25 protein-coding genes are annotated in these 25,275 nt (G+C 57.5%); 18 read left to right on the top strand and 7 right to left on the bottom strand.

The features are described from left to right. The 3 genes from HMPREF3143_RS19690 to rimL all read left to right on the top strand — a co-directional run bounded on the left by HMPREF3143_RS19690 (position 1) and on the right by rimL (position 3,315). Positions 1-774 carry a transporter substrate-binding domain-containing protein gene (locus tag HMPREF3143_RS19690; RefSeq protein WP_021242531.1) on the top strand — a complete coding sequence of 258 codons (774 nt, stop codon included), beginning with the start codon at positions 1-3 and terminating at the stop codon, positions 772-774. Positions 775-1,016: 242 nt separating this feature from the next. After that, positions 1,017-2,672, top strand: a complete 1,656-nt coding sequence (locus HMPREF3143_RS19695) for a glucan biosynthesis protein D (RefSeq protein WP_021242530.1) — start codon at positions 1,017-1,019, stop codon at positions 2,670-2,672. Between the two features lie 103 nt (positions 2,673-2,775). Then, the gene (gene rimL, locus HMPREF3143_RS19700; protein ID WP_070534144.1) at positions 2,776-3,315 is read left to right on the top strand and encodes a 50S ribosomal protein L7/L12-serine acetyltransferase; all 540 of its coding nucleotides are present in this window, start codon (positions 2,776-2,778) and stop codon (positions 3,313-3,315) included. Here the strand turns inward: rimL and ydcK are convergent. Next, positions 3,310-4,290, bottom strand: coding sequence for a YdcK family protein (gene ydcK / locus HMPREF3143_RS19705; protein ID WP_070534145.1), 981 nt, complete (start codon positions 4,288-4,290; stop codon positions 3,310-3,312). The genes rimL and ydcK overlap by 6 nt on opposite strands. Positions 4,291-4,425: 135 nt before the next feature. Here ydcK and tehB point away from each other — a divergent pair, with 135 nt between their 5' ends. Beyond that, positions 4,426-5,019 carry a tellurite resistance methyltransferase TehB gene (gene tehB, locus HMPREF3143_RS19710; protein ID WP_025911174.1) on the top strand — a complete coding sequence of 198 codons (594 nt, stop codon included), beginning with the start codon at positions 4,426-4,428 and terminating at the stop codon, positions 5,017-5,019. On the opposite strand, the gene pepT is transcribed toward tehB, so the two are convergent. Beyond that, a complete protein-coding gene (gene pepT, locus HMPREF3143_RS19715) occupies positions 5,016-6,245 on the bottom strand; it encodes a peptidase T (protein ID WP_048962927.1) in 1,230 nt (409 codons plus the stop codon). The two genes, tehB and pepT, sit on opposite strands and share 4 nt — an antisense overlap. Before the next feature lie 111 nt (positions 6,246-6,356). On the opposite strand from pepT, the gene HMPREF3143_RS19720 reads away from it, so the two are divergent. Both HMPREF3143_RS19720 and HMPREF3143_RS19725 read left to right on the top strand, forming a co-directional pair. Then, on the top strand, positions 6,357-7,952 hold the full coding sequence (locus HMPREF3143_RS19720) for an ABC transporter substrate-binding protein (protein ID WP_070534146.1): 1,596 nt from the start codon (positions 6,357-6,359) through the stop codon (positions 7,950-7,952). 135 nt (positions 7,953-8,087) lie between these two features. After that, the gene (locus tag HMPREF3143_RS19725) at positions 8,088-8,762 is read left to right on the top strand and encodes a DUF3313 domain-containing protein (RefSeq protein WP_008502258.1); all 675 of its coding nucleotides are present in this window, start codon (positions 8,088-8,090) and stop codon (positions 8,760-8,762) included. A gap of 34 nt (positions 8,763-8,796) precedes the next feature. On the opposite strand, the gene HMPREF3143_RS19730 is transcribed toward HMPREF3143_RS19725, so the two are convergent. Next, positions 8,797-9,693 (bottom strand): DMT family transporter, encoded by an 897-nt coding sequence (locus HMPREF3143_RS19730; RefSeq protein WP_008502257.1) that lies wholly within the window; start codon positions 9,691-9,693, stop codon positions 8,797-8,799. A gap of 173 nt (positions 9,694-9,866) precedes the next feature. Here HMPREF3143_RS19730 and HMPREF3143_RS19735 point away from each other — a divergent pair, with 173 nt between their 5' ends. Further along, positions 9,867-10,739, top strand: coding sequence for a helix-turn-helix domain-containing protein (locus HMPREF3143_RS19735; RefSeq protein WP_070534147.1), 873 nt, complete (start codon positions 9,867-9,869; stop codon positions 10,737-10,739). On the opposite strand, the gene HMPREF3143_RS19740 is transcribed toward HMPREF3143_RS19735, so the two are convergent. Next, positions 10,719-11,885 (bottom strand): benzoate/H(+) symporter BenE family transporter, encoded by a 1,167-nt coding sequence (locus HMPREF3143_RS19740; RefSeq protein ID WP_070534148.1) that lies wholly within the window; start codon positions 11,883-11,885, stop codon positions 10,719-10,721. The genes HMPREF3143_RS19735 and HMPREF3143_RS19740 overlap by 21 nt on opposite strands. A gap of 89 nt (positions 11,886-11,974) precedes the next feature. Between HMPREF3143_RS19740 and HMPREF3143_RS19745 the strand changes: the two genes are divergently transcribed. Further along, positions 11,975-12,502, top strand: a complete 528-nt coding sequence (locus HMPREF3143_RS19745) for a helix-turn-helix domain-containing protein (protein ID WP_008502254.1) — start codon at positions 11,975-11,977, stop codon at positions 12,500-12,502. Between the two features lie 80 nt (positions 12,503-12,582). Continuing rightward, positions 12,583-14,547, top strand: a complete 1,965-nt coding sequence (locus HMPREF3143_RS19750) for a peptidase U32 family protein (RefSeq protein WP_070534149.1) — start codon at positions 12,583-12,585, stop codon at positions 14,545-14,547. Here HMPREF3143_RS19750 and HMPREF3143_RS19755 read toward each other — a convergent pair whose 3' ends face one another. Further along, the gene (locus tag HMPREF3143_RS19755) at positions 14,548-14,778 is read right to left on the bottom strand and encodes a DUF2554 family protein (RefSeq protein ID WP_070534150.1); all 231 of its coding nucleotides are present in this window, start codon (positions 14,776-14,778) and stop codon (positions 14,548-14,550) included. Between the two features lie 244 nt (positions 14,779-15,022). Between HMPREF3143_RS19755 and HMPREF3143_RS19760 the strand changes: the two genes are divergently transcribed. Beyond that, complete coding sequence (locus HMPREF3143_RS19760) at positions 15,023-15,385, top strand: hypothetical protein (protein ID WP_039025083.1); 363 nt, start codon at positions 15,023-15,025, stop codon at positions 15,383-15,385. Between the two features lie 173 nt (positions 15,386-15,558). On the opposite strand, the gene HMPREF3143_RS19765 is transcribed toward HMPREF3143_RS19760, so the two are convergent. Further along, positions 15,559-16,095 carry a dihydrofolate reductase family protein gene (locus tag HMPREF3143_RS19765; protein WP_070534151.1) on the bottom strand — a complete coding sequence of 179 codons (537 nt, stop codon included), beginning with the start codon at positions 16,093-16,095 and terminating at the stop codon, positions 15,559-15,561. Positions 16,096-16,135: 40 nt separating this feature from the next. Further along, on the bottom strand, positions 16,136-17,143 hold the full coding sequence (gene ftrA / locus HMPREF3143_RS19770; RefSeq protein ID WP_070534152.1) for a transcriptional regulator FtrA: 1,008 nt from the start codon (positions 17,141-17,143) through the stop codon (positions 16,136-16,138). Between the two features lie 73 nt (positions 17,144-17,216). Here ftrA and HMPREF3143_RS19775 point away from each other — a divergent pair, with 73 nt between their 5' ends. The 8 genes from HMPREF3143_RS19775 to zinT all read left to right on the top strand — a co-directional run bounded on the left by HMPREF3143_RS19775 (position 17,217) and on the right by zinT (position 25,234). After that, positions 17,217-17,630 carry a rhodanese-like domain-containing protein gene (locus HMPREF3143_RS19775; RefSeq protein ID WP_008502248.1) on the top strand — a complete coding sequence of 138 codons (414 nt, stop codon included), beginning with the start codon at positions 17,217-17,219 and terminating at the stop codon, positions 17,628-17,630. A gap of 156 nt (positions 17,631-17,786) precedes the next feature. After that, on the top strand, positions 17,787-18,890 hold the full coding sequence (locus tag HMPREF3143_RS19780; RefSeq protein ID WP_023327455.1) for a cobalamin-independent methionine synthase II family protein: 1,104 nt from the start codon (positions 17,787-17,789) through the stop codon (positions 18,888-18,890). A 201-nt stretch (positions 18,891-19,091) separates the two neighbouring features. After that, positions 19,092-20,363: an urea ABC transporter substrate-binding protein gene (urtA, locus tag HMPREF3143_RS19785; protein ID WP_008502246.1), complete on the top strand. Its 1,272-nt coding sequence runs from the start codon at positions 19,092-19,094 to the stop codon at positions 20,361-20,363. 24 nt (positions 20,364-20,387) lie between these two features. Next, a complete protein-coding gene (gene urtB / locus HMPREF3143_RS19790; RefSeq protein WP_070534153.1) occupies positions 20,388-21,962 on the top strand; it encodes an urea ABC transporter permease subunit UrtB in 1,575 nt (524 codons plus the stop codon). Next, positions 21,962-23,035, top strand: coding sequence for an urea ABC transporter permease subunit UrtC (gene urtC / locus HMPREF3143_RS19795; protein ID WP_063435475.1), 1,074 nt, complete (start codon positions 21,962-21,964; stop codon positions 23,033-23,035). The genes urtB and urtC overlap by 1 nt, the downstream gene beginning before the upstream one ends. Continuing rightward, entirely contained in the window at positions 23,035-23,832 is a 798-nt protein-coding gene (urtD, locus tag HMPREF3143_RS19800; RefSeq protein WP_070534181.1) for an urea ABC transporter ATP-binding protein UrtD, read from the top strand. The genes urtC and urtD overlap by 1 nt, the downstream gene beginning before the upstream one ends. Before the next feature lie 9 nt (positions 23,833-23,841). Continuing rightward, entirely contained in the window at positions 23,842-24,540 is a 699-nt protein-coding gene (urtE, locus tag HMPREF3143_RS19805) for an urea ABC transporter ATP-binding subunit UrtE (RefSeq protein ID WP_070534154.1), read from the top strand. 52 nt (positions 24,541-24,592) lie between these two features. Further along, a complete protein-coding gene (gene zinT, locus HMPREF3143_RS19810; RefSeq protein WP_070534155.1) occupies positions 24,593-25,234 on the top strand; it encodes a metal-binding protein ZinT in 642 nt (213 codons plus the stop codon). The last annotated feature ends 41 nt before the right edge of the window (positions 25,235-25,275 follow it).

The following is a 25,275-nucleotide window of genomic DNA, read 5'->3' on the forward strand; positions in this document are numbered from 1 at the left end:
ATGAAATTACGCGCGCTAGTTGTCGGCATGGGATTGCTGTGTACCTTTTCCTCCTTCGCAGCGTCCGAGCTGCGTTACGGTCTGGAAGCCGAATATCCGCCGTTTGAAAGCCGCAATGCGGCAGGCGAACTGGAAGGGTTTGACGTTGAGCTGGGGAATGCCATCTGCAAAGCGGCAGCGCTGAAGTGCAGCTGGGTGGAAACCTCGTTTGATGCGCTGATCCCGGGGCTGGTGGCGAAGAAGTTTGACGCCATCAACTCGGCGATGAATATCACCGAGCAGCGCCGCAAGAGCATTGATTTTACCCAGCCGATCTACCGTATTCCGTCGCAGCTGGTCGGCAAGGCCGGCACGGCGGTTGAGGCAACCCCAGAAGGGCTGAAGGGGAAAACCATCGGCGTGCTGCAGGGCTCCATTCAGGAAACCTATGCCAAAGAGCACTGGGAAAAGCAGGGTGTCACCGTGGTGTCGTATAAAGATCAGAATATGGCCTGGGGCGATCTGCTGAATGGCCGTATCGACGCCTCGCTGGTCATGTCCGCGGCCGGGCAGGCAGGTTTCCTCAGCAAGCCGCAGGGAAAAGGGTTTGGCTTCATCGGCAAACCGGTGTCTGACGACACCATCCTCGGCAGCGGGATCGGTTTTGGGTTGCGCAAAGGTGATGAGGCCACCAAAAAGCAGCTTGATGCCGCAATTGATAAGGTACGTGCCGACGGCACGATCGCCAAACTCGCTGATAAGTACTTCCCGGGTATCGATGTCAGCGTAAAATAACCGCCTCATTGGCCCCGTCAGCTGATGTCCTGACGGGGCATTTTTATACACATTTTCCAGGCTTTCTTTACACCACTTTCGGGCCGTTCTGGTCGACAGAAAATATTTCTCACTTTGTTCATATAATCACCGGCCAACAATTGGATTCTTAACCATTTTTGTTTAGGCTGTGCGTTCTTTCTTGCCGTCATTTCGCCGAGCGCGGAACACATTCACACGACCATAAGGACGTTTTTCCAGGCATGAATCGCAGACGTTTTCTAAAAGGCTCGCTGGCAGTGGCAGCCCTGAGCGGCACATCCGGCCTTGCTTCTCTGTTTTCCAAAGCGGCATACGCTGCCGACTCTGACATTGCTGACGGCCAGAGCCGTCGTTTTGACTTCTCCGTACTGCAATCCATGGCGCATGACCTGGCGAAAACCCCGTGGGGTGGCGCGCCGCGTCCGCTGCCGGAGACGCTGGCAACCATGACGCCGCAGGCGTACAACGCCATTCGCTACGACGAAAAGCAGTCTCTGTGGAACAACATTGAAGGGCGTCAGCTGGACGTGCAGTTCTTCCATATGGGAATGGGGTTCCGTCGCCGCGTGCGGATGTTCTCGCTGGACCAGTCGACCTCTATGGCGCGCGAGATCCACTTCCGTCCTGAGCTGTTCAGCTACGGTGAAACGGGCGTGGATACCAAACAGCTGGAAGGGCAAAGCGATCTCGGCTTTGCGGGCTTCCGCGCGTTTAAGGCGCCGGAGCTGGCGCGTCGCGATATCGTCTCTTTCCTGGGGGCCAGCTATTTCCGCGCGGTGGACGACACCTACCAGTACGGCCTTTCCGCCCGCGGTCTGGCGGTAGACACCTTTACCGACACGCCGGAAGAGTTCCCCGACTTTACCGCCTTCTGGTTTGAAACCGTCAAGCCCGGCGACACCACCTTTACCGTCTATACGCTGCTGGATAGCCCGAGCATCACCGGCGCCTATAAGTTCGTGATCCACTGCGAGAAGAGCCAGGTGATCATGGAGGTGGAAAACCACCTCTATGCGCGTAAGGACATCAAGCAGCTCGGCATTGCGCCGATGACCAGCATGTTCAGCTGCGGCAATAACGAACGCCGCATGTGCGACACCATTCACCCGCAAATTCACGACTCCGACCGCCTGGCGATGTGGCGCGGCAACGGGGAGTGGATTTGTCGTCCGCTGAACAACCCGCAGAAGCTGCAGTTCAATGCCTATATGGATAAAAACCCGAAAGGGTTCGGGCTGCTGCAGCTCGATCGCGATTTCTCGCACTATCAGGACGTGATGGGGTGGTACAACAAGCGCCCAAGCCTGTGGGTGGAACCGCGTAACGACTGGGGTAAAGGCGCGGTTGGCCTGATGGAGATCCCGACCACCGGTGAAACGCTGGATAACGTGGTCTGCTTCTGGCAGCCGGAAAAAGCGGTAAAAGCGGGCGACGAGCTGGACTTCAAATATCGTCTCTACTGGAGCGCGATGCCGCCGGTGCGCTCCCCGCTGGCGAACGTTTATGCGACCCGCACCGGCATGGGCGGCTTCCCGGAAGGCTGGGCTCCAGGGGAAAACTACCCGAAAGTTTGGGCCCGTCGCTTTGCAATTGACTTCGTCGGTGGCGACCTGAAGGCCGCTGCGCCAAAAGGCATCGAGCCGGTGATTACGCTTTCCAGCGGTGAAGCGAAGCAGGTAGAGATCCTCTACGTTGAGCCGTTTGACGGCTATCGCATTCTGTTTGACTGGTACCCGACGTCGGATTCGACGGAGCCGGTGGATATGCGCCTGTTCCTGCGCTGTCAGGGCGACGCCATCAGTGAAACCTGGCTGTACCAGTATTTCCCACCGGCGCCGGATAAACGTCAGTACGTTGACGACAGGGTAATGCGTTAACCCTTGTGGGATTGTGCCGGGTGGCGGCTTCGCCTTACCCGGCCTACAATTTCGAAACGTAGGCCGGGTAAGCGCTAGCGCCACCCGGCAATTGAGAGGCACCATGTCTTCAGAAATCATCCCCGTCACCCAGGATATCGAACTTCGCGCCGTCGAAGAGCGCTACACCGCCGACCTGCACAATCTCGTTGTTAAAAACAGAGTCTTTTTGCAAACCGCCTTTGACTGGGCGCAGCACGCGGTCAGCGAAGAGGACACCCGCCGTAACGTGCAGAGCAACCAGATGCTGCATCAGCGCGGCTACGCCAAAATGTTTTTGATTTTCAAGGATGATGCGCTGGTTGGCGTCCTGTCGTTCAACACCATTGAACCGACGAACAAAGCCGGCTACATCGGCTACTGGCTGGATGAAGCCCACCAGGGGCAGGGCATTCTCTCTCAGTCACTGCAGGCGTTTATGCGCTACTACGCTGAACGCGGTGAGATCCGCCGTTTTGTGATCAAGTGTCGGGTGGCGAATCAGCACAGCAACAGCGTTGCCGTGCGCAACGGTTTTACGCTGGAAGGGTGCCTGCGGGAAGCGGAATACCTGAATGGCCGCTTTGACGACGTGAATATCTACGGCAGGATTTATACCCTATAACGCACCCAGCAGCGGCGTGCGGGTGATGCGCTGGTCGCCGTTTATCACTTTTTCGCCGCGCAGATGAATGCTCTCGCCAGCAAACGCTTCTATGACCGCATCGTCGGTGATTTCAACCCGATGCTCGATAAGCACATCGCCGCTGATTCGCGCGCGCCCCTGGATCACCACTTTATCATCCAGCATGATCGGCCCGCCGCGCAGCCATGCCTGACCGCCAATCAGGACGTGATGCTTGATGACGCAGTTGCCTTCAACCACGGCATTCTCCGCAATCTGCGAGCTGTAGCGCACCGTCGGGATGGCATCGTCGTCGAAACCGGCTATCACGCGGGCGTTGCCGTAGACTTTCGCGCAGTCGCACACCCAGACGTTGTTGAGTTCGTTACCCTCCAGGATCGCGCTGTCGAAGACTTCGGCCCGGTGTTCCACGAAGGCAAAATTAACCATCGCCTCGCCGTAGATTTGCGCCTGGTGCACAATGCGCGACTGGCTCACCGTCGCCTTATCGTAGATTTGGAGGATCTGTTCATGATCCGGCGTCAGCCCTTTGGCGGCAATGACCACGCTGTGATGCAGCACGCGCGCGTCGCCGTAGATATGGCACTCGCCCCGTACGCAGGATTGCTGAATGGTGACGTTGTCACTTATTCGCGCCCCGTGGCTAACCTCCGCGCCGTCCAGCCAGCAGCTGTCGCCGATATGCGCGTCATGGCTAATGATGCATGGAAGGGTAAGGCGCGCGTTGCCAGATACGGTTGCCCCGGCGAACACCACGCTGTTTTCATCGTAGATCCAGCAGTCGCCGTCCTGTGCGAGGGCGCGCTCATCGTCAATCCAGCCGCCTCTCGTGCCGACCGTCACGTCGTTAAAGTCCGCCGTGGCGATGATCTGCCGCAGCGTGGTGGCATGAGTGGTTTCGCCGTTTTTCCATTGCCAGAGGCGGGTCTCGTCGCTAAGGCGATATTTGTTCATCTTCATATCTCTGATAAGCGTCTTCACTAAACGTAGCAAAGTTTTCGCATTTCGAGCGGCTTGGCAACCAGACGGTAAACGCCTTAAAATGGCATGTAAAATGCACTTTCACTTTATGCGAACGCAGGAAAAACAATGACCGTCGATGAGAATTACTTCACTGAGAAATATGGCTTAACGCGTACCCATTCAGAAGTGCTGTACAGCGCGGAGATCGTGAAGCCCGGTAAAACGCTGGATCTGGGCTGCGGCAACGGCCGCAACAGCCTTTATCTTGCAGCCAACGGCTACGAAGTCACCGCGTGGGACAAGAACCCGATGAGCATCGACAATATTGAGCGCATCAAGGCGGAAGAAGGGATCGCTAATCTGCATACCGCGATTAAGGATCTGAACAACCTGAGCTTTGACGGCCAGTACGATTTTATTCTCTCTACCGTGGTGCTGATGTTCCTGGAGGCAAAAACCATCCCGGGCCTTATCGCCAATATGCAGCGCTGCACGACGCCGGGCGGTTACAACCTGATCGTTGCCGCCATGGATACGGCAGACTACCCCTGCACGGTCGGCTTCCCGTTTGCGTTCAGGAGCGGTGAGCTGAGCAACTACTATGAAGGCTGGCAGTTGCTCAAATACAACGAAGACGTTGGCGAACTGCACCGCACCGATGAAAACGGCAACCGCATCAAGCTGCGCTTTGCCACGATGCTGGCACGCAAGCCCGCTTAACGGGCGGCCAGCAGGCAGATCTGCAGGGCAGTCTTATAAGACGCCTCAAACGACGACAGCGGCAGGAATTCAAACTTCGAGTGGAAGTTATGCGCCCCGGTGAAGAAGTTCGGGGTGAGTAGCCCTTTAGCCGAGAGCGCCGCGCCGTCGGTGCCGCCGCGCATCGGCGTCGGTTTCGGCGTGATGCCGAGCGATTCCATCGCCTCGAACATCAGATCGATGGCGCGTCGGTCTTCGCCAATCGCATTGCTGATATTGCTGTAGGTATCTTCAATGCGATAGTCCACTTTGGCCGTCGGATATTGGGCGGCAATCAGCGCGGCCACGTCGGCAATCTGCTGCTTGCGCGCGGCAAAGCGCTCCTTGTCAAAGTCGCGGATATTGGCCTTAAGAACGGCCTCGTTCTGTCCGGCCTGAATGCCGTTAAACCAGATATAGCCTTCACGTCCCTCGGTGCACTCGGGCGTTTGCTGGCGGTCAAAATGGCTGATGTAGTCAGTCGCCATCAGCAGGGGATTCACCAGCACGCCTTTGGCGGACATCGGGTGCGCCGTCACGCCGGTAAAGCGGATTTCCGCGGCTGCCGCATTAAAGTTTTCGTAGACAATTTCCCCCAGCTCGCAGCAGTCGATAGTCCAGGCGAAGTCGACGTCAAAGCGCTTAAGATCGAGCGCTTTTGCACCGTTCAGGCCGATCTCTTCGTCAGGCACAAACGCCACGACGATATCCCCATGCCGATGCTCCGCCGTCAGGTTTTCCAGCACCGTCATGACCACCGTGACCGCCGATTTATTATCGGCGCCCAATACGCTGGTTCCGTCGCTGAAAATAATCTCCTCGTTCGGATAAGCCAGAATTTCAGGGTGCTCCTCTACCCGCAGCCAGATGTCTTTCTCTTTATTCAGACAGAGATCTTCACCGGTAAACGTTAATATTTGTGGATGAATATCCGGTGAAAGTCCCACGTCGACGGTATCAATATGGGTAATAAAGCCGATGCGCGGCGCACCGGGCACGTTGCCTTTTTTTACCGCCGTTACCGTGGCAAATTCATCAATCACAATATCGTCTAACCCCAGCTGTGCCAGCTCCTGCGCCAGCTCGCGCGCCATGTCGTGCTGGCCCGGCGTTGAGGGCAGAGTTTTGACTCTGGGATCGCTCTGGCTGGTGATCGCGAGATAGCGGAAAAAACGGTGCGTTAATTGTCTGGAAAGCGGCGAGCCCATAGTGATTTGTTCCTTATTTATTTTTCGGGTGTTTGCCACTTCACTTTAATGTTATTTATGAAATGGCAAAAGAATTAATTAGCCGTCGAATTAAAAAGACAGGAATAAATGATGACAAGCAAACTCACAACTTTCACATTGGCGCTCGCGGCACTCACGGTCAGTTCCGCCGTCGCCGCGAAAACGCTGGTGTATTGTTCCGAAGGATCGCCGGAAAACTTTAACCCTCAGCTTTACACCTCGGGAACCAGCGTCGACGCCAGCGCCGTGCCGGTCTATAACCGTCTGGTCGATTTCAAACCCGGCACCACGGAGCTGGTGCCGAGCCTGGCGGAGCGCTGGGAGGTGAGCGACGACGGCAAGGTTTACACCTTCCATCTGCGTCAGGGCGTGAAGTTCCAGAGCAATAAATCCTTCACGCCGACCCGCGACTTTAACGCCGACGACGTGATCTTCTCGTTTATGCGCCAGAAAGACGTGAATCATCCCTACCACAACGTCTCTAACGGCAGCTACTCCAACTTCGAAAGCCTGGAGTTCGGCAGCCTGATAACCGCCATTGATAAAGTCGATGACCACACCGTGCGCTTTACCCTGGCGCACCCGGAAGCGCCGTTTGTCGCCGATCTGGCCTGGTATTTTGCCTCAATCCTTTCGGCGGAGTATGCCGACGCGATGCTGAAAGCGGGCACGCCGGAGAAGGTGGATATGGATCCCATCGGCACCGGGCCGTTTAAGCTGGCGCAGTATCAGAAGGATTCCCGGATCCTGTTCACGGCGTTTGCCGACTACTGGCAGGGGAAATCGAAGCTGGACCGACTGGTGTTTAGCATCACCCCGGATGCCTCCATGCGTTTTGCCAAAATTGAGAAGAACGAATGTCAGGTGATGCCGTTCCCGAACCCGGCCGATCTGCCGCGCATGAAGGCCAATAAAGATATCAACCTGATGAGCAAAGCCGGGCTGAATACCGGCTTCCTGGCGTTCAACACGCAGAAGCCGCCGCTGGATAACGTGAAGGTCCGTCAGGCGCTGGCGATGGCCATCAACAAACCGGCCATTATTGACGCGGTGTTCCACGGTACCGGAACGGCGGCAAAGAACCTGCTGCCGCCGGGCGTCTGGAGCGCCGACAGCGAGCTTAAGGATTACGACTACGATCCTGAAAAAGCCAAAGCGCTGCTGAAAGAGGCCGGCTTTGCCAGCGGCGTCAGCATCGATTTATGGGCGATGCCGGTCCAGCGGCCCTATAACCCGAATGCGAAACGCATGGCGGAGATGATTCAGGCGGACTGGGCGAAAATTGGCGTACAGACCAAAATCGTTACCTACGAGTGGGGCGAATACCTTAAGCGTGTGAAGGGCGGGGAACATCAGGCCGCGCTGATGGGCTGGACGACGGCCACCGGCGATCCGGATAACTTCTTCGGCCCGCTGTTTACCTGCACCTCGGCGAACGGTGGGTCAAATTCGGCGAAATGGTGCTATAAGCCGTTTGATAAGATCATTGCTGAAGCCAAATCGATAACCGCTCATGATAAACGGGTGGCGCTGTATAAACAGGCTCAGCAGATGATGCATGACCAGATGCCTGCGGTGATGATTGCGCATTCAACGATTTTCGAACCGGTGCGCAAGGAGGTGAAGGGCTATGAAATCGACCCGTTTGGCAAACATCTGTTCTGGCAAGTGGATATAAATCAGTAATTTTTCACTGCCCGGCATGCGTCCGGGCAATCTTTTTGCAATTTGTGCTCCCGGCATCATTTTTTGTCACAACAAACCCGCCAGACTTTTGCTATAACTTCAAATGCATACTTGCAGATAACATGGAAAACTATCATGCGTACTCAAACTTTTTTTAAAGTTGCAGTGCTTACTGGTCTGTTGGCGTTGGCGGGCTGTTCTTCAAAAGTCGCCGCTCCGGAACAATACTCCGGCTTTTTAAAAGATTATTCAGGCTTGCAGCAAACGACCTCGGCGACGGGAAAACCAACGCTGCGTTGGGTCGATCCTTCGTATAACGAAGCCAATTACGACAGCATTCTCTGGACGCCAATTACCTATTATCCAACGCCAAAACCCACCACGCAAATTGGGCAAAAAACGCTTGATGAGTTGTTGAATTACACCAATAACAAAATGAAAACGGCGATTGGTACGCGTAAGCCAGTTGTCACCACGCCGGGTAAACACAGCCTGATTTTCCGTGGCGCGATTACCGGGGTGAGTTCGCAGAAAGAGGGGCTGCAGTTCTATGAAGTGGTGCCTGTTGCGCTGGTGGTTGCCGGGACGCAGATGGCAACCGGACACCGCACCATGGATACGCATCTCTTCTTTGAAGGCGAGCTGATCGATGCGGCCACTAATAAACCGGTCATGAAGGTGGTACGTAAAGGCGAAGGTAAAGAGCTGAATAACGAAAACACACCAATGACCTTTGCGACGCTGAAGCAGGTTGTTGATGACATGGCGACGGACGCCACCATGTTTGATGTGAAAAAGACCGCGAAATAAAATAAAACGGCCTGCGTAATGCAGGCCTTTTTATTTATGCCATTCGTAAGCGTCTGAACCAGGTTTCCGGTTTGGTAAACATCACCATATTTCCTCCCAGAATCAGCACTAATCCCACGATACCGTTGACATGCCAGACGTAGCCTTCATAGACCGTGGAGATGGAGAGCGCCACCAGCGGGAAGAGTAGCGTGCTGTAGGCCGCTTTGCCCGGGCCAATACGTCCCACCAGCGTGAAGTAGGCGCCAAAAGCAATCACCGAGCCAAACAGGGCCAGATACACCAGCGCGCCGAGATAGCTCACCGTCCATTCCGGTACAAAGCTATCGCCTCTGAACAGCGCAATGCAACCCATCACCAGCGTGCCATAGAGCATCGCCCAGGCGTTGGTGGTCATGGTTTCCAGGCCTCTGCGCTGATGGCGCATGCTGATCATATTGCCCAGCGAGAAGCCGTAGGTTCCGAGCGCGGAAAGCCCAATGCCCGTCAGGAGTGACGCGCTCCAGCCGCTGGCCAGCAGATCGTCCCAGAAGAGGGTGACAATCCCAACCAGCCCCAGCGCCGCCGCCGTCCAGAAACGCGCGGGCGGGCGCTGTCCGAAGAAAATAAAGCTGTTAATGGCGTTATAGAGTACCGCCATGGAGAAGATCACCGACTCCAGCCCGGTATTGATATGTGCCGCTGCCGTGTAAAAACACCAGAAGTTAAAGCAGAAAACACAGCATCCCTGAAGCAGGCAAAAAAGATGATCCCGAAGCGCCAGCGTGCGCAGGCGACGCAGGGCGAGTAACACCACCATCATGGTGAGGCTGGCGACGGCGAAGCGCCAGAAGATCGACACCGGCGCCGCGACGGGGCCCTGCTGCAGGAAAATCGCAATCCAGGTGGTTCCCCAGATAATGACCACGAGTCCGTATAATAATGCGTTCATAGTTGTCTCTTCTTAAACCGCGGAAGCCCGCAGTATGACGCTGAGATGCGTAACGGGCTTTCACCCGCTTGCGGCAGACTTGCAAAATCTTGCGCTTTTTTCTTCTGGAGGGACTGGCAACGGGCGACAACTCTTCTTAGACTGATATTCCGATTCTTCACGCGCTAACGGTTATGTCTCACGCTTACGATACCTTTGAAACGCTTTGCCAACAGAATGCAGTCCTGCGGGAAACCGTCTCGCTGAATTCGGGTATCCAGCTGGCCGCGTGGTACAACAAGCACGACACGATCACCGTAAAGAGCAACCATCATACCCTCAGCCTGTACGTGGCGGACGGCTACGAAAGCTATCAAAAAACGCCAGGAGGCTGGAAGAACGGCGGGGGGCCGGACCGTTTCTGCCTGATGCCCAAACAGAGCGAATCGACGTGGGATATCCGCGATGACCTGTCGTTTGTGCATCTCTACTGCACCGATGAACACCTGCGCGACGTGGGAGAAAAAATCTGGGATAAGCGGCCGCTTGCGCTGACCCTGGACGAGCGTATTTTTGGCAGCGACCCGAAGATCACCACGCTGTATCGCCAGTTTTTACTGGGCTGTGACTGGCAGCAGCACGCCAACCAGCTCACCCTGAGCACGGCCTCCACGCTGCTGCTGACCCATCTGCTGCAAAACTACTCAAACGTGCAGTGGAAGCTGCCGGTCGTTACGGGAGGGTTGTCCCCGTTCGTGCTGCGCAACGTCCTCGCCTTTATCGAAGAGAACCTCGGGCAGCCCCTGACGCTGGCCGAGCTGGCGGTGCAGGCCGCCCTCAGCGAATACCATTTTGCCCGCATGTTCCGCCAGTCGACGGGGCTGGCACCGCATCAGTACGTGATGCACAGGCGAATGGTCAAAGCGAAAGAGCTGGTGCAGCATACCTCCATGCCACTGACGGACATTGCGCTGGCCTGCGGGTTTAACTCCGCCAGCCACTTCAGCAACCGCTTTCGCAGCGCGACGGGCATGACGCCGTCGCAGCTACGCGCGGCGAGCGCGTGAAAACAGGGCGTAACATACCCCGCCCAGCACCAGCCCCCAGAACGCCGAACCGATGCCCAGGATCGTGACGCCGCTTGCGGTCGTCAGAAACGTAACGATGGCCGCGTCGCGCTCCGCTTCGTGACTCAGCGCCTGGTATAAACTCCCGCTAATGGTGCCAAGCAGCGCCAGACCGGCGAGCGTCTGGATCCAGCTGAGCGGCAGGGCGGCCATCAGCCCGGTAATGGAGCCACCGAAAATTCCCGCCAGCAGATAAAACCCGCCGGCTGCGATGGCCGCCAGCCAGCGTTTTTCCGCGTCCGGATGTGCATCCGGGCTTTGACAAATGGCGGCGGTAATGGCCGCAATGCAGATAGAAAAGACGCCAGACGGAGAAAACAGCAGCGCCAGTCCACCCGTCACGATGATGAGCGGTGAGGCCGCCAGCGGGTAGCCTGAGGCTTTCATGGTGGCGAAACCCGGTGCATTTTGCGAGGCCATGGTCACGAGGAAGAAGGGCAAGCCAATACTCACCAGGCTGGTGAAGGTGAAGGCGGGCGCAATAAATTCGGGCATCACCAGTGAAAGCGTGAGCTTATCCGTGACAACGTCACCACCGGCCCAGGCCACGATACCGCCCACCAGCAGCGTGACCACGATGGCATAGCGCGGTGCCAGCGCTTTTGCGATCAGCCATGCCGCAATCATGCTGCCGCACAGCAGAAAGTGCCCCTCAAGATGCGCAAACGCGTGCAGGCCAAACTGCAGCAGTACCCCGGCGAGCATGGCGGCAGCAAGCGAATAGGGGATCAACGTCATCAGACGGGCGAAAAGCCCGGTGATGCCGCAGAGCAAAATAAGCGCGTTGGCAAAGATGAACACGCCGATGGTTTCCGCCAGCGTGACGCCGTGCAGGCTGGTGGCGAGCAGCGCCGCGCCGGGCGTTGACCAGGCGGTCAGCACGGGCGCTTTGTACCACCAGGAAAGCACCAGCGTGCTGACGCCCATCCCAATCCCCAGCGCGGTCATCCAGCCTGCGATCTGCTGCGCGCTGGCGCCAGCCGCGGCGGCGGCCTGCCAGATGATGGCGGCCGAGCTGGCGTAACCCACCAGAACGGCGACAAATCCAGCCAGTACGACCGGAACAAGATGAGAGGAAGGGCGCATGAAAACTCCGTTGTGCGTTATAACGTCCGGGGTAAGGTAACACTGTGCGTTATAGCGTACAAGTGGTATGCTCGTCGTCAGGAGGAAATATGGACATCACACAACACCTTGCAGCAACACTGAAAACATTACGCCAGGCACGGGGCTGGAGCCTGTCTAAGCTGGCGGACGAAACCGGCGTATCAAAGGCCATGCTCGGGCAAATCGAGCGAAATGAATCCAGCCCCACGGTGTCGACGCTGTGGAAAATTGCCACGGGACTGAACGTGCCGTTTTCCGCCTTCATCACGCCGGAGGCGGACCGGCAGGCGGTGTTTGACCCGCAGCAGCAGGCGATGGTCGTCAAGCCGCTCTTTCCGTGGGACGAGGCGCTCCGGTTTGATTATTTCTCCATTACCCTGGCCCCCGGCGCCCTGAGTGAATCCACGCCGCATGAGGCGGGGGTGATTGAACATGTGGTGGTGGTCAGCGGCGAGCTGGAGATGAAGCTCGAGGGCAAATGGCAGACGATTTCTGCCGATTCCGGCGTCCGTTTTGCCGGCGATAAACCGCACGCCTACCGCAACAGCAGCGACCGGACGGTGCATTTTCACTCCCTCATTCATTATCCCCGCTGAGGCTACGCAAAACTGTTTCGCTGACGCAGACTTCTGACTACAATAGCCGCCATTTTGACCATAACGGATAACGACGAAGTATGCGCCTGCAATCCCATCATCTTGAACTTTTAAGCCCGGCCCGTGACGCCGCCATTGCCCGTGAAGCGATCCTTCATGGCGCAGACGCCGTCTACATTGGCGGCCCGGGCTTCGGTGCCCGCCATAACGCCAGCAACAGCCTGAGCGATATTGCTGAGCTGGTGCCGTTCGCCCACCGTTTCGGGGCGAAGGTGTTCGTCACCCTGAACACCATTCTTCATGATGATGAGCTGGAGCCTGCGCAACGTCTGATTACCGATCTCTATCAGGCCGGGGTGGATGCCCTGATCGTTCAGGATATGGGCGTGCTGGAGCTGGATATTCCGCCCATTGAGCTGCACGCCAGTACCCAGTGTGATATCCGCACGGTAGAGAAGGCGAAGTTCCTCTCCGACGTCGGCTTTTCGCAGATCGTTCTGGCGCGCGAGCTGAACCTCAATCAGATCCGCGATATTCACCAGGCAACCGACGCGACGATTGAATTCTTCATCCACGGCGCGCTGTGCGTGGCCTATTCCGGCCAGTGCAATATTTCCCACGCGCAGACGGGCCGCAGCGCCAACCGCGGCGACTGCTCTCAGGCCTGCCGTCTGCCGTATACCCTGAAAGACGATCAGGGCCGCGTGGTGGCATTTGAAAAACACCTGCTCTCGATGAAGGATAACGACCAGACCGCCAACCTGGGCGCGCTGATCGACGCGGGCGTGCGTTCCTTCAAGATTGAAGGGCGCTATAAAGATATGAGCTACGTGAAGAATATCACCGCGCACTATCGCCAGATGCTGGACGCCATCATCGAAGATCGCGGTGACCTGGCGCGCGCGTCGGCCGGTCGTACCGAGCATTTCTTTATTCCGTCGACGGACAAAACGTTCCACCGCGGCAGCACGGACTATTTCGTGAATGCCCGTAAAGGGGATATCGGCGCGTTTGACTCACCGAAGTTTATCGGTTTGCCGGTGGGGGAAGTGCTGAAAGTGGCGAAAGATCACCTTGATGTTGCGGTGACGGAGCCGCTGGCGAACGGCGATGGCCTTAACGTGATGATTAAGCGTGAGGTCGTGGGCTTCCGCGCCAACACGGTGGAGAAAACCGGTGAGAACCGCTACCGCGTATGGCCGAACGAAATGCCGGCCGATCTCTACAAGGCGCGGCCGAACGCGGCGCTTAACCGTAACCTCGATCATAACTGGCAGCAGGCGCTGCTGAAAACCTCCAGCGAGCGTCGTATCGCGGTGGATATTGAACTGGGCGGCTGGGAAGAGCAGCTGATTCTGACCATGACCTGTGAAGACGGCATCAGCGTAACGCATACGCTTGATGGCCTGTTCGCGGTGGCAAACAACGCGGAGAAAGCGCTCAACAGCCTGAAGGATGGCGTCGCGAAGCTGGGGCAGACGATTTACTATGCCCGCAACGTTGAGGTCAATCTGCCGGATGCCCTGTTTGTGCCGAACAGTTTGCTCAACCAGTTCCGCCGTGAAACCGCCGAGATGCTGGATGACGCGCGCCTGGCGAACTACCCGCGCGCTAGCCGTAAAGCGGAAACCGTTCCTGCGCCCGTCTACCCGGATACGCATTTATCCTTCCTCGCCAACGTCTACAACCATAAAGCGCGTGAATTCTATCATCGCCACGGCGTGCAGCTGATCGACGCGGCTTATGAGGCGCATGAAGAGAAGGGCGATGTGCCGGTGATGATCACCAAGCACTGCCTTCGTTTCGCGTTTAACCTGTGTCCTAAGCAGGCGAAAGGCAACATCAAGAGCTGGAAGGCCACGCCTATGCAGCTCGTAAACGGTGACGAAGTGCTGACCCTCAAATTTGACTGCCGTCCCTGCGAAATGCATGTGATTGGCAAGATGAAAAACCACATCTTCAAAATGCCGCAGCCCGGCAGTATTGTGGCGTCCGTCAGCCCGGACGATCTGATGAAAACCCTGCCAAAACGCAAGGGCAGCTAACTACCGAACGTGCGTGTCCGGTTTGCGCGATTTCAACCACAGGTGGTGTTCGCGCAAACCCTCCGCCGACTCCTCCGCCGCGCTTCGCAATTCATCGCTATCGGCTTCATGACGCAGCTGATGATCCACATTCTTTACCCACAGATATTCATGTCCTTTGTGCCCGGCCATAAGCTGGCCTGAAAAGAGGGCACAGATAAGCATCACGAGAGATAAAACTTTTTTAACCATGAGGTCGCCGCCGAATAACGTTGCGGCTTAATGATGCCGATTATTTATTATTGTTATTATTCAAATATTCAAACTAGCGCAAAGAGAATGTCAAATAATGTACGTTCATAATAAGGCTTAAGACTTTTCCTAAAGTACATATATGTATGGTAAATGTTCCATTTCTGGACCAAAGTTGGATATTTGCATTAAGGACAAATCCTATATAATAGAGAGTCTCTGGCTAAGGAATGGGTCATTACTAATGAAAAAAATAATAGCGCTTGCGCTTCTGGCGGTTGCGATCGGGGCTGTTGTGGGAATTCGTTATGCAGCTAATGACGAACCAGAATATATTCAATCAGCAGAAATTCGCGTTGGTTCTTATTTAACCAGCGACTATGGCCTTGTTGCCTGCGGCAGCAAAAAAGTTAACGATCTGCGCTGGGAATTAGATTGTACTCATCAAGAGGGAGGGAAAACATTCCAGTTTGCGGTGTTTCCTTCTGAAAAGGCACCTTATGGCGTAGCGCGATCCTTTTATCTTGAAGCCATTAATGATGATGCAAAACAGAGCGCTGAACAGGGGCTTATGCGTTATTTGCAGATCAATACCCATGCAGGTTAATAAAACTGTTTAACCTTCGTTAAGACAACGAGTGTTAGGTTGTATGGGATCCGCAGCCCGGCCATGGAGTGTCGGGACGTAGAGACCAAAATACAAATCTATCCATGCAAGCATTTACCGCCATTTTTTGGCGGTTTTTTTTTGCGCATAACGTAGCGGTGTTGGCCGTGGGGTTATGGCGTCACCCGATAGTGCGACTGCACCAGACCCGAAGGGAAGCAGCGGCTGGAGACCAGCGTCAAATCGATATCCCCGGGAAGGGCGCCAAACAGCGATTTTCCCGAACCGAGCAGGACAGGAACGGTTGTGATCACCATATCGGCCACCAGTCCTTCTCGCAGGAACGACTGTATGACTTGCCCACCATCGAGATAGACGCGACGGGCGTTCTGCCTCGCCAGATCGTCGAGCACCTCCTTTGGCGTGCGGCCGGAAAACTGTACTTTGCCCCTCAGCGCGTCGGGTACGGGCGTGTCGACCAGCTGTCGGGAGAGCACCAGCACGGGCCTGTCATAAGGCCATGTCTCAAAGGTCCGCACCTTCTCATAGCTCCCCCGGCCCATCACGATCCAGTCTTTGTCCGCGATGAACGCCGTGTAGCCATGATCCTCATTCGGGTCATCGCGCTGCAGCAGCCAGTCGATATCATCATTGTGTCGGGCGATGTAGCCATCAAGACTGGTTGCGATAAAAACGTGTGTGGTGACCATCCGGTTCTCCGTATTCCAGCAAAACCAAAAGACTGACGCCTCAGCGGGCAGTACCGGCATGAGAAAATTGTTTACGGTACTGGGCCGGGGAAATCGCGAACTGCTGGCGAAAATGATGACGCAGCGTCGATGCCTGACCAAACCCGGTCTGTTCCGCGATGCTGTCGATGCTTAAACGACTGCTTTCCAGATAATCTTTCGCCCGCAGCAGGCGCTCATTGAGTAACCAGCGGGCAGGCGTCGTTCCCGTTGCCGCTTCGAAGCGACGCAGAAACGTGCGCTGACTCATACCGACACGACGCGCCAGCGAGTCGACGCTATGCGGCTCGGTGAGATGCGTGTGCAGAAAATCAAACAGCTGACCAAGGCGCTGGCTTTCCCGCAGCTGCGCCACCGGGCGGCTCAGCTGTTGCGGCTGAGATCCATCCCGGTGAGGGGGAATGACAAGCCGCCTCGCCACGCTGTTGGCGGTTTCCATCCCGAAATCCCGACGCACGACGTGCAGACAGAGATCGATCCCCGCCGCGCTGCCTGCGGAAGTCAGGATCTCGCCTTCGTCCTGGTAGAGCACATCCTCGACCACGTCGATGTCAGGGTAGCGGGCTTTAAGCGTCTCAATGTAGCGCCAGTGCGTCGTGGCTTTGCGTCCGTTGAGCAGACCGGAGGCGGCCAGCACAAATACACCCGAGCAGATGGAGAGTAGCTGACAGCCCCGCGCGCTGGCCTGACGTAATGCGTTGCAGAGCGCGTCCGGAACCGGCGAGTCCACCCCCCGCCAGCCCGGCATCACGATCAGATCGGCAGACGCAAGCAGGGAGAGATCGCCATCGGTAATGATGCGGATCCCGCCTGTCGCCCGAAGCTCACCGTTATCAACGCTTGCCACGGCAAAACGATACCAGTCGTCGCCCAGCTCGGGGCGCGGCAGGCCGAAGATTTCCACCGCCACGCCAAACTCAAAGGTACACAGACCGTCATACGCCAGCACCACCACCTTCGGGCGGGCAATCTGTCTTAACGTTGTCATCTTTTTGCTGTTTTCTGGCATAAGCGAGCGCATTCATGAGCTGAATTTGTGGATAGAGTAGTGTTAACACAAACGCCAAAGATGAGGAAGGATCATGAGCTATGTTACTGAATTTCCGGCTGCCGAACCGCAGGAAGCCGTTACCCATTTTCTGCGTCGCCTGAGCGTCGAAACCGACTGCGCCGATGTGCATCATGCCATCACGCATAATGAGCAGGACTTTGTTTTGCTGCACGTGGTGGGGAGCCCGGAGCAGTTTGCCCGTCGCCATGTGCCGGGCGCTCTGCATATGCCGTGGAGCCAGATGACCGCTGAGCGCATGGCCCAATGGCCTGAAGGGACGCTGTTTGTCGTCTACTGCGCAGGGCCGCACTGTAACGGCGCGGACAGAGCCGCGCTGAAGCTGGCGCGTCTCGGGCTGCCGGTCAAAATCATGCTCGGCGGCATCACCGGCTGGGAAGATGAACGCTACGCGTTTGCCAGCGAGGCGTCCGTCGCCGCGCTGTGAAGATGAATTTTTTTCAACACCCGTGAAATTTTCTCGTTTGCCGGCACCGGTGAGGTATGACATTGTTTTTGGACATTTAGACATCCAGAAGTCTAAAGCTTCGAATGATGAATTATCACTGCGGGCAATTATTGCCGGCAGACTGAGGAGATTGCCATGCAACGACACCACGCCCCGTACCGCGCCGACGTAGTCGGCAGTTTTTTACGCCCGGATGCCATCAAGCAGGCTCGCCTGAAATTTGCCAGCGGCGAGATTGATGCCGGACAGCTTCGCGCGGTGGAGGACGAGGCCATTCGCCACGTCGTCGAGCAGCAGTGTGCGTGCGGCCTGCATGTGGTGACCGACGGTGAGTTTCGCCGTGCCTGGTGGCACTTCGACTTCTTCGACGGTCTTCAGGGCGTTGAGCGTTACGATTCCCAGCAGGGCATCCAGTTTAACGGCGTGCAAACCAAAGCCCACGGCGTGCGCGTCACCGGCAAGCTGGGCTTTGGCGAGCACCCGATGCTGGACGATTTCCGCTATCTGAAAAGCATCAGCGGTAACGCCCAGCCAAAAATGACCATTCCGAGCCCAAGCGTGCTGCACTTCCGCGGCGGTCGCAAAGATATTGATGCGACCGTGTATCCGGACCTTGACGTCTATTTTGATGACCTGGCGACCACGTGGCGCGATGCCATCCGGGCCTTCTACGACGCGGGCTGCCGTTATCTGCAGCTGGATGATACCGTCTGGGCCTATCTCTGTTCGGACGACCAGCGCCGTCAGATCCGCGAGCGCGGCGACGACGCCGATGAGCTGGCGCGCATCTATGCCCGCGTGCTGAACAAGGCGCTGGAGGGCAAGCCGGACGATCTGACCATCGGACTGCACGTCTGTCGCGGCAATTTCCGTTCCACCTGGATTTCCGAGGGCGGCTACGAGCCGGTAGCGGAAGTGCTGTTCGGAACGGTCAACGTTGACGCCTTCTTCCTCGAATATGATAACGACCGCAGCGGGGATTTCGCGCCCCTGCGCTTTGTTCGCCCGGGCAAACAGCAGGTGGTGTTGGGTCTTATCACTACAAAAAACGGCGAGCTGGAGAATCCGGAGGGAATTAAAGCCCGTCTCGAAGAGGCGGCGAAATACGTGGCAAAAGAGCAGATTTGCCTCAGCCCGCAGTGCGGTTTTGCCTCGACCGAAGAGGGCAACAGCCTGAGCGAAGCCCAGCAGTGGGACAAAGTCCGGCTGGTCACGCAGATCGCCAGCGAAGTCTGGTAACCCCGTTATACGGCGCTGCATTATAAAAGTGCAGCGCTGTACCATTCTGAGTCGTTCTCTTTACATCCGGCGTTCCCCTCCCAGAAATAGCGCTATCTCCATTCTGGCACTCTTTTTGCTCCTGCTTCGCTGACACTTTTTTTTCCGCGTCCACGCCGTACCGGACGTTTTCGCACAGCGTTCTTTTTCAGGAGTGAAAATATGCAGCGTCGTACCTTATTAAAAGCTTTTGCGTTATCCGCGTCCGTCGTGGCGATGGGGATGAGTTTTGGCGCGCAGGCGGCCGATACCATCAAGGTGGGGATCATGCATTCGCTGTCCGGCACCATGGCCATCTCTGAAACCCCGCTGAAAGACGTCGCGCTGATGACCATCGATGAGATCAACGCCAAAGGCGGCGTGCTGGGCAAGAAGCTGGAGCCGGTGGTGGTGGATCCGGCCTCAAACTGGCCGCTGTTTGCCGAGAAGGCGCGTCAGCTGCTGAGCCAGGATAAAGTGGCGGTGGTATTCGGCTGCTGGACGTCGGTGTCGCGCAAATCCGTACTGCCGGTCTTTGAGGAGCTGAACGGCCTGCTGTTCTATCCGGTGCAGTATGAAGGCGAAGAGATGTCGCCAAACGTCTTCTATACCGGCGCGGCGCCGAACCAGCAGGCTATCCCGGCGGTGGAATACCTGATGAGTGAAGACGGCGGCGCGGCGAAGCGCTTCTTCCTGCTGGGCACCGATTACGTCTATCCGCGCACCACCAACAAGATCCTGCGCGCGTTCCTGCATTCGAAAGGGGTGGAGGATAAGGACATCGAAGAGGTTTATACCCCGTTTGGCCATAGCGACTACCAGACCATCGTCGCCAACATCAAAAAATTCTCCGCGGGCGGCAAAACTGCCGTGGTGTCGACCATCAACGGCGACTCCAACGTGCCGTTCTACAAAGAGCTGGCTAACCAGGGGCTGAAGGCGACGGACGTGCCGGTGGTGGCGTTCTCCGTGGGTGAAGAAGAGCTGCGCGGGATCGACACCAAACCGCTGGTGGGTAACCTGGCAGCCTGGAACTACTTTGAGTCCGTGGATAACCCGACTAACCAGGCGTTTGTAGCGGATTACAAAGCCTATGCGAAGGCGCACAAGCTGCCGAACGCCGATACCGTCGTAACTAACGATCCGATGGAAGCCACTTACGTAGGTATTCACATGTGGGCGCAGGCGGTGGAAAAAGCGGGCACTACCGATGTGGACAAAGTGCGTGCGGCGATGGCCGGTCAGTCCTTTAAGGCGCCGTCAGGCTTTACGCTCACCATGGATGCCACCAACCATCATCTGCACAAGCCGGTCATGATCGGTGAAATCGAAGGCAACGGTCAGTTTAACGTGGTGTGGCAGACCGAACAGCCGGTACGCGCCCAGCCGTGGAGCCCGTTCATCGCCGGGAATGACAAAAAGCCCGACCAGCCGATGAAAACCGCCAGCAACTAAGCCATCACCGCAGGGAGAAACGTCATGAACGCCATGCGCCTGTTCATCGCTCTTGTATGGCTTTCCGGACTGCTGCCAGGGATGGTGCAGGCATCGGATGCCGATCGTTTTGTTGCCGCCAGCCGCAGCCAGCAGGCGGATTTGTTGACGCAGTGGGCCGCCGCGCCGGATGCGTCAAGACTGCCGCTCCTTGAGGCGCTGCAAAAGGAAAATCTCTACGTCGATACGCAAAAGCACGCCTTTGCACAACGCGATGGCAACGTCATCCCGCTGGGGGACAGTCATACGGCAGAGGGCCCAACCAAAGCCGTGCGCCTGACGAACCGGCTGCGCGTGCTGGCTGCAACTGCTATCGCCACGCATCAGCTGGTAAGTGACAGTGTCACCGAAAGGCGGGCGGCGGCGCGTCAGCTGCAGCGCGATGCCCAGCCCGGGATGCTCGCTTTTCTGGAAAAGCGTGTGAACGATGAGACGGACGCCGTGGCGCGTCAGGCGCTGCTGCTGGCGGTCGCGAATCTCCAGCTGGCCAGCCCGCAGCCGGAAGTGCGTCGCAAGGCCGTCGAATTGTTAGGCCAGTCAGACGATCCGGACGTGCAGTCCAGGCTCACCCCGTTTACCCAGCCACAGACGGAGCCGGATAGCGCGGTGCGCGCGGCCGCAGAAGAGAGTCTTAGCCAGATCCAGCACCGCCTGATGTGGGGCGACCTGCTGGGCCAGGCGTTTATGGGGCTGTCCCTTGGGTCGGTGCTGCTGCTGGCCGCGCTGGGGCTGGCTATCACCTACGGCCTGCTGGGCGTGATTAATATGGCCCACGGCGAGATGCTGATGCTGGGGGCATATGCGACCTGGATGGTGCAGCAGGCGATGGCCGGGCTTGCGCCCCAGTGGCTGGTGCTCTATCCCGTTATCGCGCTGCCGGTCGCGTTCTGCCTGACGGCGGGCATTGGAATGGCGCTGGAGCGCACGGTGATCCGTCATCTGTACGGTCGTCCGCTGGAAACGCTGCTGGCGACGTGGGGCATCAGCCTGATGCTTATCCAGCTGGTGCGCATGACCTTTGGTGCCCAGAACCTGGAGGTGGCGAACCCGGCATGGCTCTCCGGCGGGGTGCAGGTTTTTGCTAACCTGACGCTGCCGTGGAACCGCATCGTGGTGCTGGGCTTCGTGCTGATGGTGCTGTTCTTTACCTGGCTCATTCTGAATAAAACCCGTCTGGGGCTTAACGTGCGGGCGGTGACGCAAAACCGCAGCATGGCCGCCTGCTGCGGGGTACCGACAGGGCGCGTCGATATGCTGGCGTTCGGGCTTGGCTCCGGGATTGCGGGGTTAGGCGGCGTGGCGCTATCGCAGCTCGGTAACGTCGGGCCGGAGCTGGGCCAGGGCTATATCATCGACTCCTTCCTTGTGGTGGTGCTCGGAGGCGTAGGCCAGCTGGCAGGCAGCGTGGCCGCGGCGTTTGGGCTGGGGATCTTTAATAAAATCCTTGAACCACAGATGGGGGCGGTGCTGGGCAAGATCGTGATTCTGGTGGCGATCGTGCTGTTTATTCAGAAACGCCCGCAGGGGTTGTTTGCGCTGAAAGGGAGGGTGATTGACTGATGAGCCAGCCGCTGACCTTAACGCTGGCGCGCAAAGCGCCACGCACCACGCAGATAGTGGGCAGCCTGCTGGTGGTGTGTTTGCTGATACTGCCGTTTTTCGCCTTACTGCCTGCGACGCATCCGCTGGCGCTGTCGACCTGGATGCTGACGCTGATTGGCAAGATCCTCTGCTATGCCATCGTGGCGGTGGCGCTGGATCTGGTGTGGGGATACGCCGGTATGCTGTCCCTTGGGCACGGCCTCTTCTTCGCCCTGGGCGGCTATGCGATGGGCATGTACCTGATGCGCCAGGCGGCAGGTGACGGTCTGCCCGCGTTTATGTCGTTTCTCTCCTGGAGCGAGCTGCCCTGGTTCTGGTGGGGCACCCAGCACTTTGCCTGGGCGCTGGTGCTGATTGTGCTTGTGCCGGGCCTGCTGGCGCTGGTGTTTGGCTGGTTTGCCTTCCGCTCGAAGATCAAAGGGGTCTATTTCTCGATTATGACCCAGGCGCTGACCTATGCCGGGATGCTGCTGTTCTTTCGGAACGAAACCGGGTTTGGCGGCAATAACGGCTTTACCGGTTTTACCACGCTGCTCGGGTTTTCGGTAACGGAAACGACCACCCGCATCGCGCTGTTCCTGGCGACCGTGCTGTTGCTGCTTCTGGCCCTGGGCACCGGGTTTGCGCTGGCGAAGAGCAAGTTTGGCCGCATCCTGACCGCCGTGCGCGACGCCGAAAACCGCCTGACCTTTTGCGGCTACGATCCGCGCGGGTTCAAGCTGCTGGTGTGGACGCTTTCTGCCGTGCTGTGCGGTCTGGCGGGGTCGCTGTACGTCCCACAGGTCGGCATTATTAACCCCGGTGAAATGTCGCCGACGAACTCGATAGAGGCCGCCATCTGGGTGGCGCTGGGCGGGCGCGGCACGCTGGTGGGGCCGGTGATTGGCGCGGCGCTGGTGAACGGGGCGAAAAGTTTCTTCACCGTCGCGATGCCGGAGTACTGGCAGCTGTTTCTGGGGCTGATTTTTATCGCCGTCACGCTGTTCTTGCCGCGCGGCGTCTACGGTCTGTTGCGTAAGGGAGAGAAATGATGCAGCCAACGGAAGGATTATTTACCCGCCAGCTGCCCGGCGATCGCTACCGGGACCAGACTGACCCGGTGCTTCAGCTTGAATCCATTAACGTCAATTTTGATGGTTTTCAGGCCCTGACCGATCTCTCGCTGAATATCGGCGTGGGCGAGGTGCGCTGCGTGATTGGCCCCAACGGTGCGGGTAAAACCACGCTGATGGACGTCATCACCGGCAAAACGCGGCCAAAGAGCGGCAGGGCGATTTACGATCAGTCCATCGACCTGACCGCGCTGGAGCCTGCGGCCATCGCCCGCCAGGGCATCGGGCGTAAATTCCAGAAGCCCACGGTTTTTGAAGCGCTGACGGTGTGGGAAAACCTGGAGATCGCCATGAAAACGGATAAATCCGTCTGGGCGAGCCTGCGGGCAAAATTCAATGGGGAGCAGCGTGACCGGATCGACGAGATGCTGGTTTTGCTGCGCCTTAGCGCGGAGCGCGACCGACGGGCCGGGCTGCTTTCCCACGGACAGAAACAGTTCCTGGAGATCGGCATGCTGCTGGTGCAGGACCCGCATCTGCTGCTGCTGGATGAACCCGCCGCCGGAATGACCGACGCGGAAACGGAATACACCGCAGAGCTGTTCAAAACGCTGGCGGGCAAGCACTCCCTGATGGTGGTGGAGCACGATATGGGCTTTGTAGAAACGATTGCCGACCACGTGACGGTGCTGCATCAGGGGCGGGTGTTGGCGGAAGGGTCGCTTCGCGACGTGCAGGCCAACGAGCAGGTGATTGAGGTCTATCTGGGACGTTAAGGAGAGGGAATGCTACAGGTCAACGAACTGAATCAGTATTACGGCGGCAGCCATATCCTGCGCGGCGTGAGCTTTGAGGCGGTCACCGGCGAAGTCACCTGTCTGCTGGGGCGCAACGGCGTGGGGAAAACCACGCTGCTGAAGTGTCTGATGGGGCTGATCCCGGCGAAAACCGGGGAGGTCATCTGGCAGGGGAAAACGCTTACCCACAGCAAACCGCACCAGCGGGTGCAGTCTGGCGTGGCGTATGTCCCGCAGGGACGCGAGATTTTTCCGCGCCTGACCGTGGAGGAGAATCTCCTGCTGGGGCTATCGCGGTTTTCCGCCCGCGAGGCGAAGCAGGTGCCGGAGGAGATCTGGCAGCTGTTCCCGGTGCTCAAAGAGATGAAGCACCGTCGCGGGGGCGATCTCTCGGGTGGGCAGCAGCAGCAGCTGGCGATTGGTCGCGCGCTGGCGAGTCGTCCGCGGATGCTGATCCTGGATGAACCGACCGAAGGCATACAGCCTTCCGTCATTAAAGAGATCGGCCACGTGATCCGCACCCTGGCAAACAGAGGCGACATGGCGATCCTGCTTGTTGAGCAGTTTTACGACTTTGCCGCCGAGCTGGCCGACAGCTATTTGCTGATGTCCCGCGGCACCATTATTCAGCGCGGGCGGGGTGAAAATATGGAGCAGGAAGGCGTTCGCGGGCTGGTTGCGATCTGAAATGTTATAATATAACATCCTCATTCTTATAAAACGGAATGAGGGCGTTACTTTGGCTGCACATATTGGGAAATTTGCCATGACTCTGGGGGCGCTGCTGATCAGCGGCCAGCTGTTTGCTCACTCGCACGGCCACCAGATGACCGAAGCAGAACAGAAAGCGGCGAACGGCGTGTTTGAGGATAAAGACGTGAAGGACAGAGCGCTGTCTGACTGGGACGGCACCTGGCAGTCGGTCTATCCGTTCCTGCTCGATGGTTCGCTGGATCCGGTCTTTAAGCAGAAAGCGCAGAAGGATAAAAGCAAATCCTTTGATGAGGTGAAAGCCTACTACCGCACGGGTTATGCGACGGACGTGGATGCCATCGGTATCGAAAATAACGTGATGGAGTTCCATCAGGGGAAAGCGGTCAGCCGCTGCCAGTACGATTACAGCGGCTACAAAATTCTGACCTACGCGTCAGGCAAGAAAGGCGTGCGCTATCTCTTTGAGTGCAAGGACGCCAGCAGCAAGGCGCCGAAGTTCGTCCAGTTCAGCGACCATACCATCGGCCCGAAGGCCTCTTCGCACTTCCATATTTTCATGGGCAATACCTCCCACGAGGCGCTGCTGAAAGAGATGGATAACTGGCCGACCTATTATCCGAACGAGATGTATAAAGAGCAGGTGGTGGAGGAGATGTTGCACCACTAGGTTTTTGCTTTTGCCGGGTGGCGGCTTCGCCTTACCCGGCC

Origin of the sequence: Enterobacter sp. HMSC16D10 (assembly GCF_001807145.1) — a bacterium.
GTDB classification, from domain to species: domain Bacteria; phylum Pseudomonadota; class Gammaproteobacteria; order Enterobacterales; family Enterobacteriaceae; genus Enterobacter; species Enterobacter roggenkampii.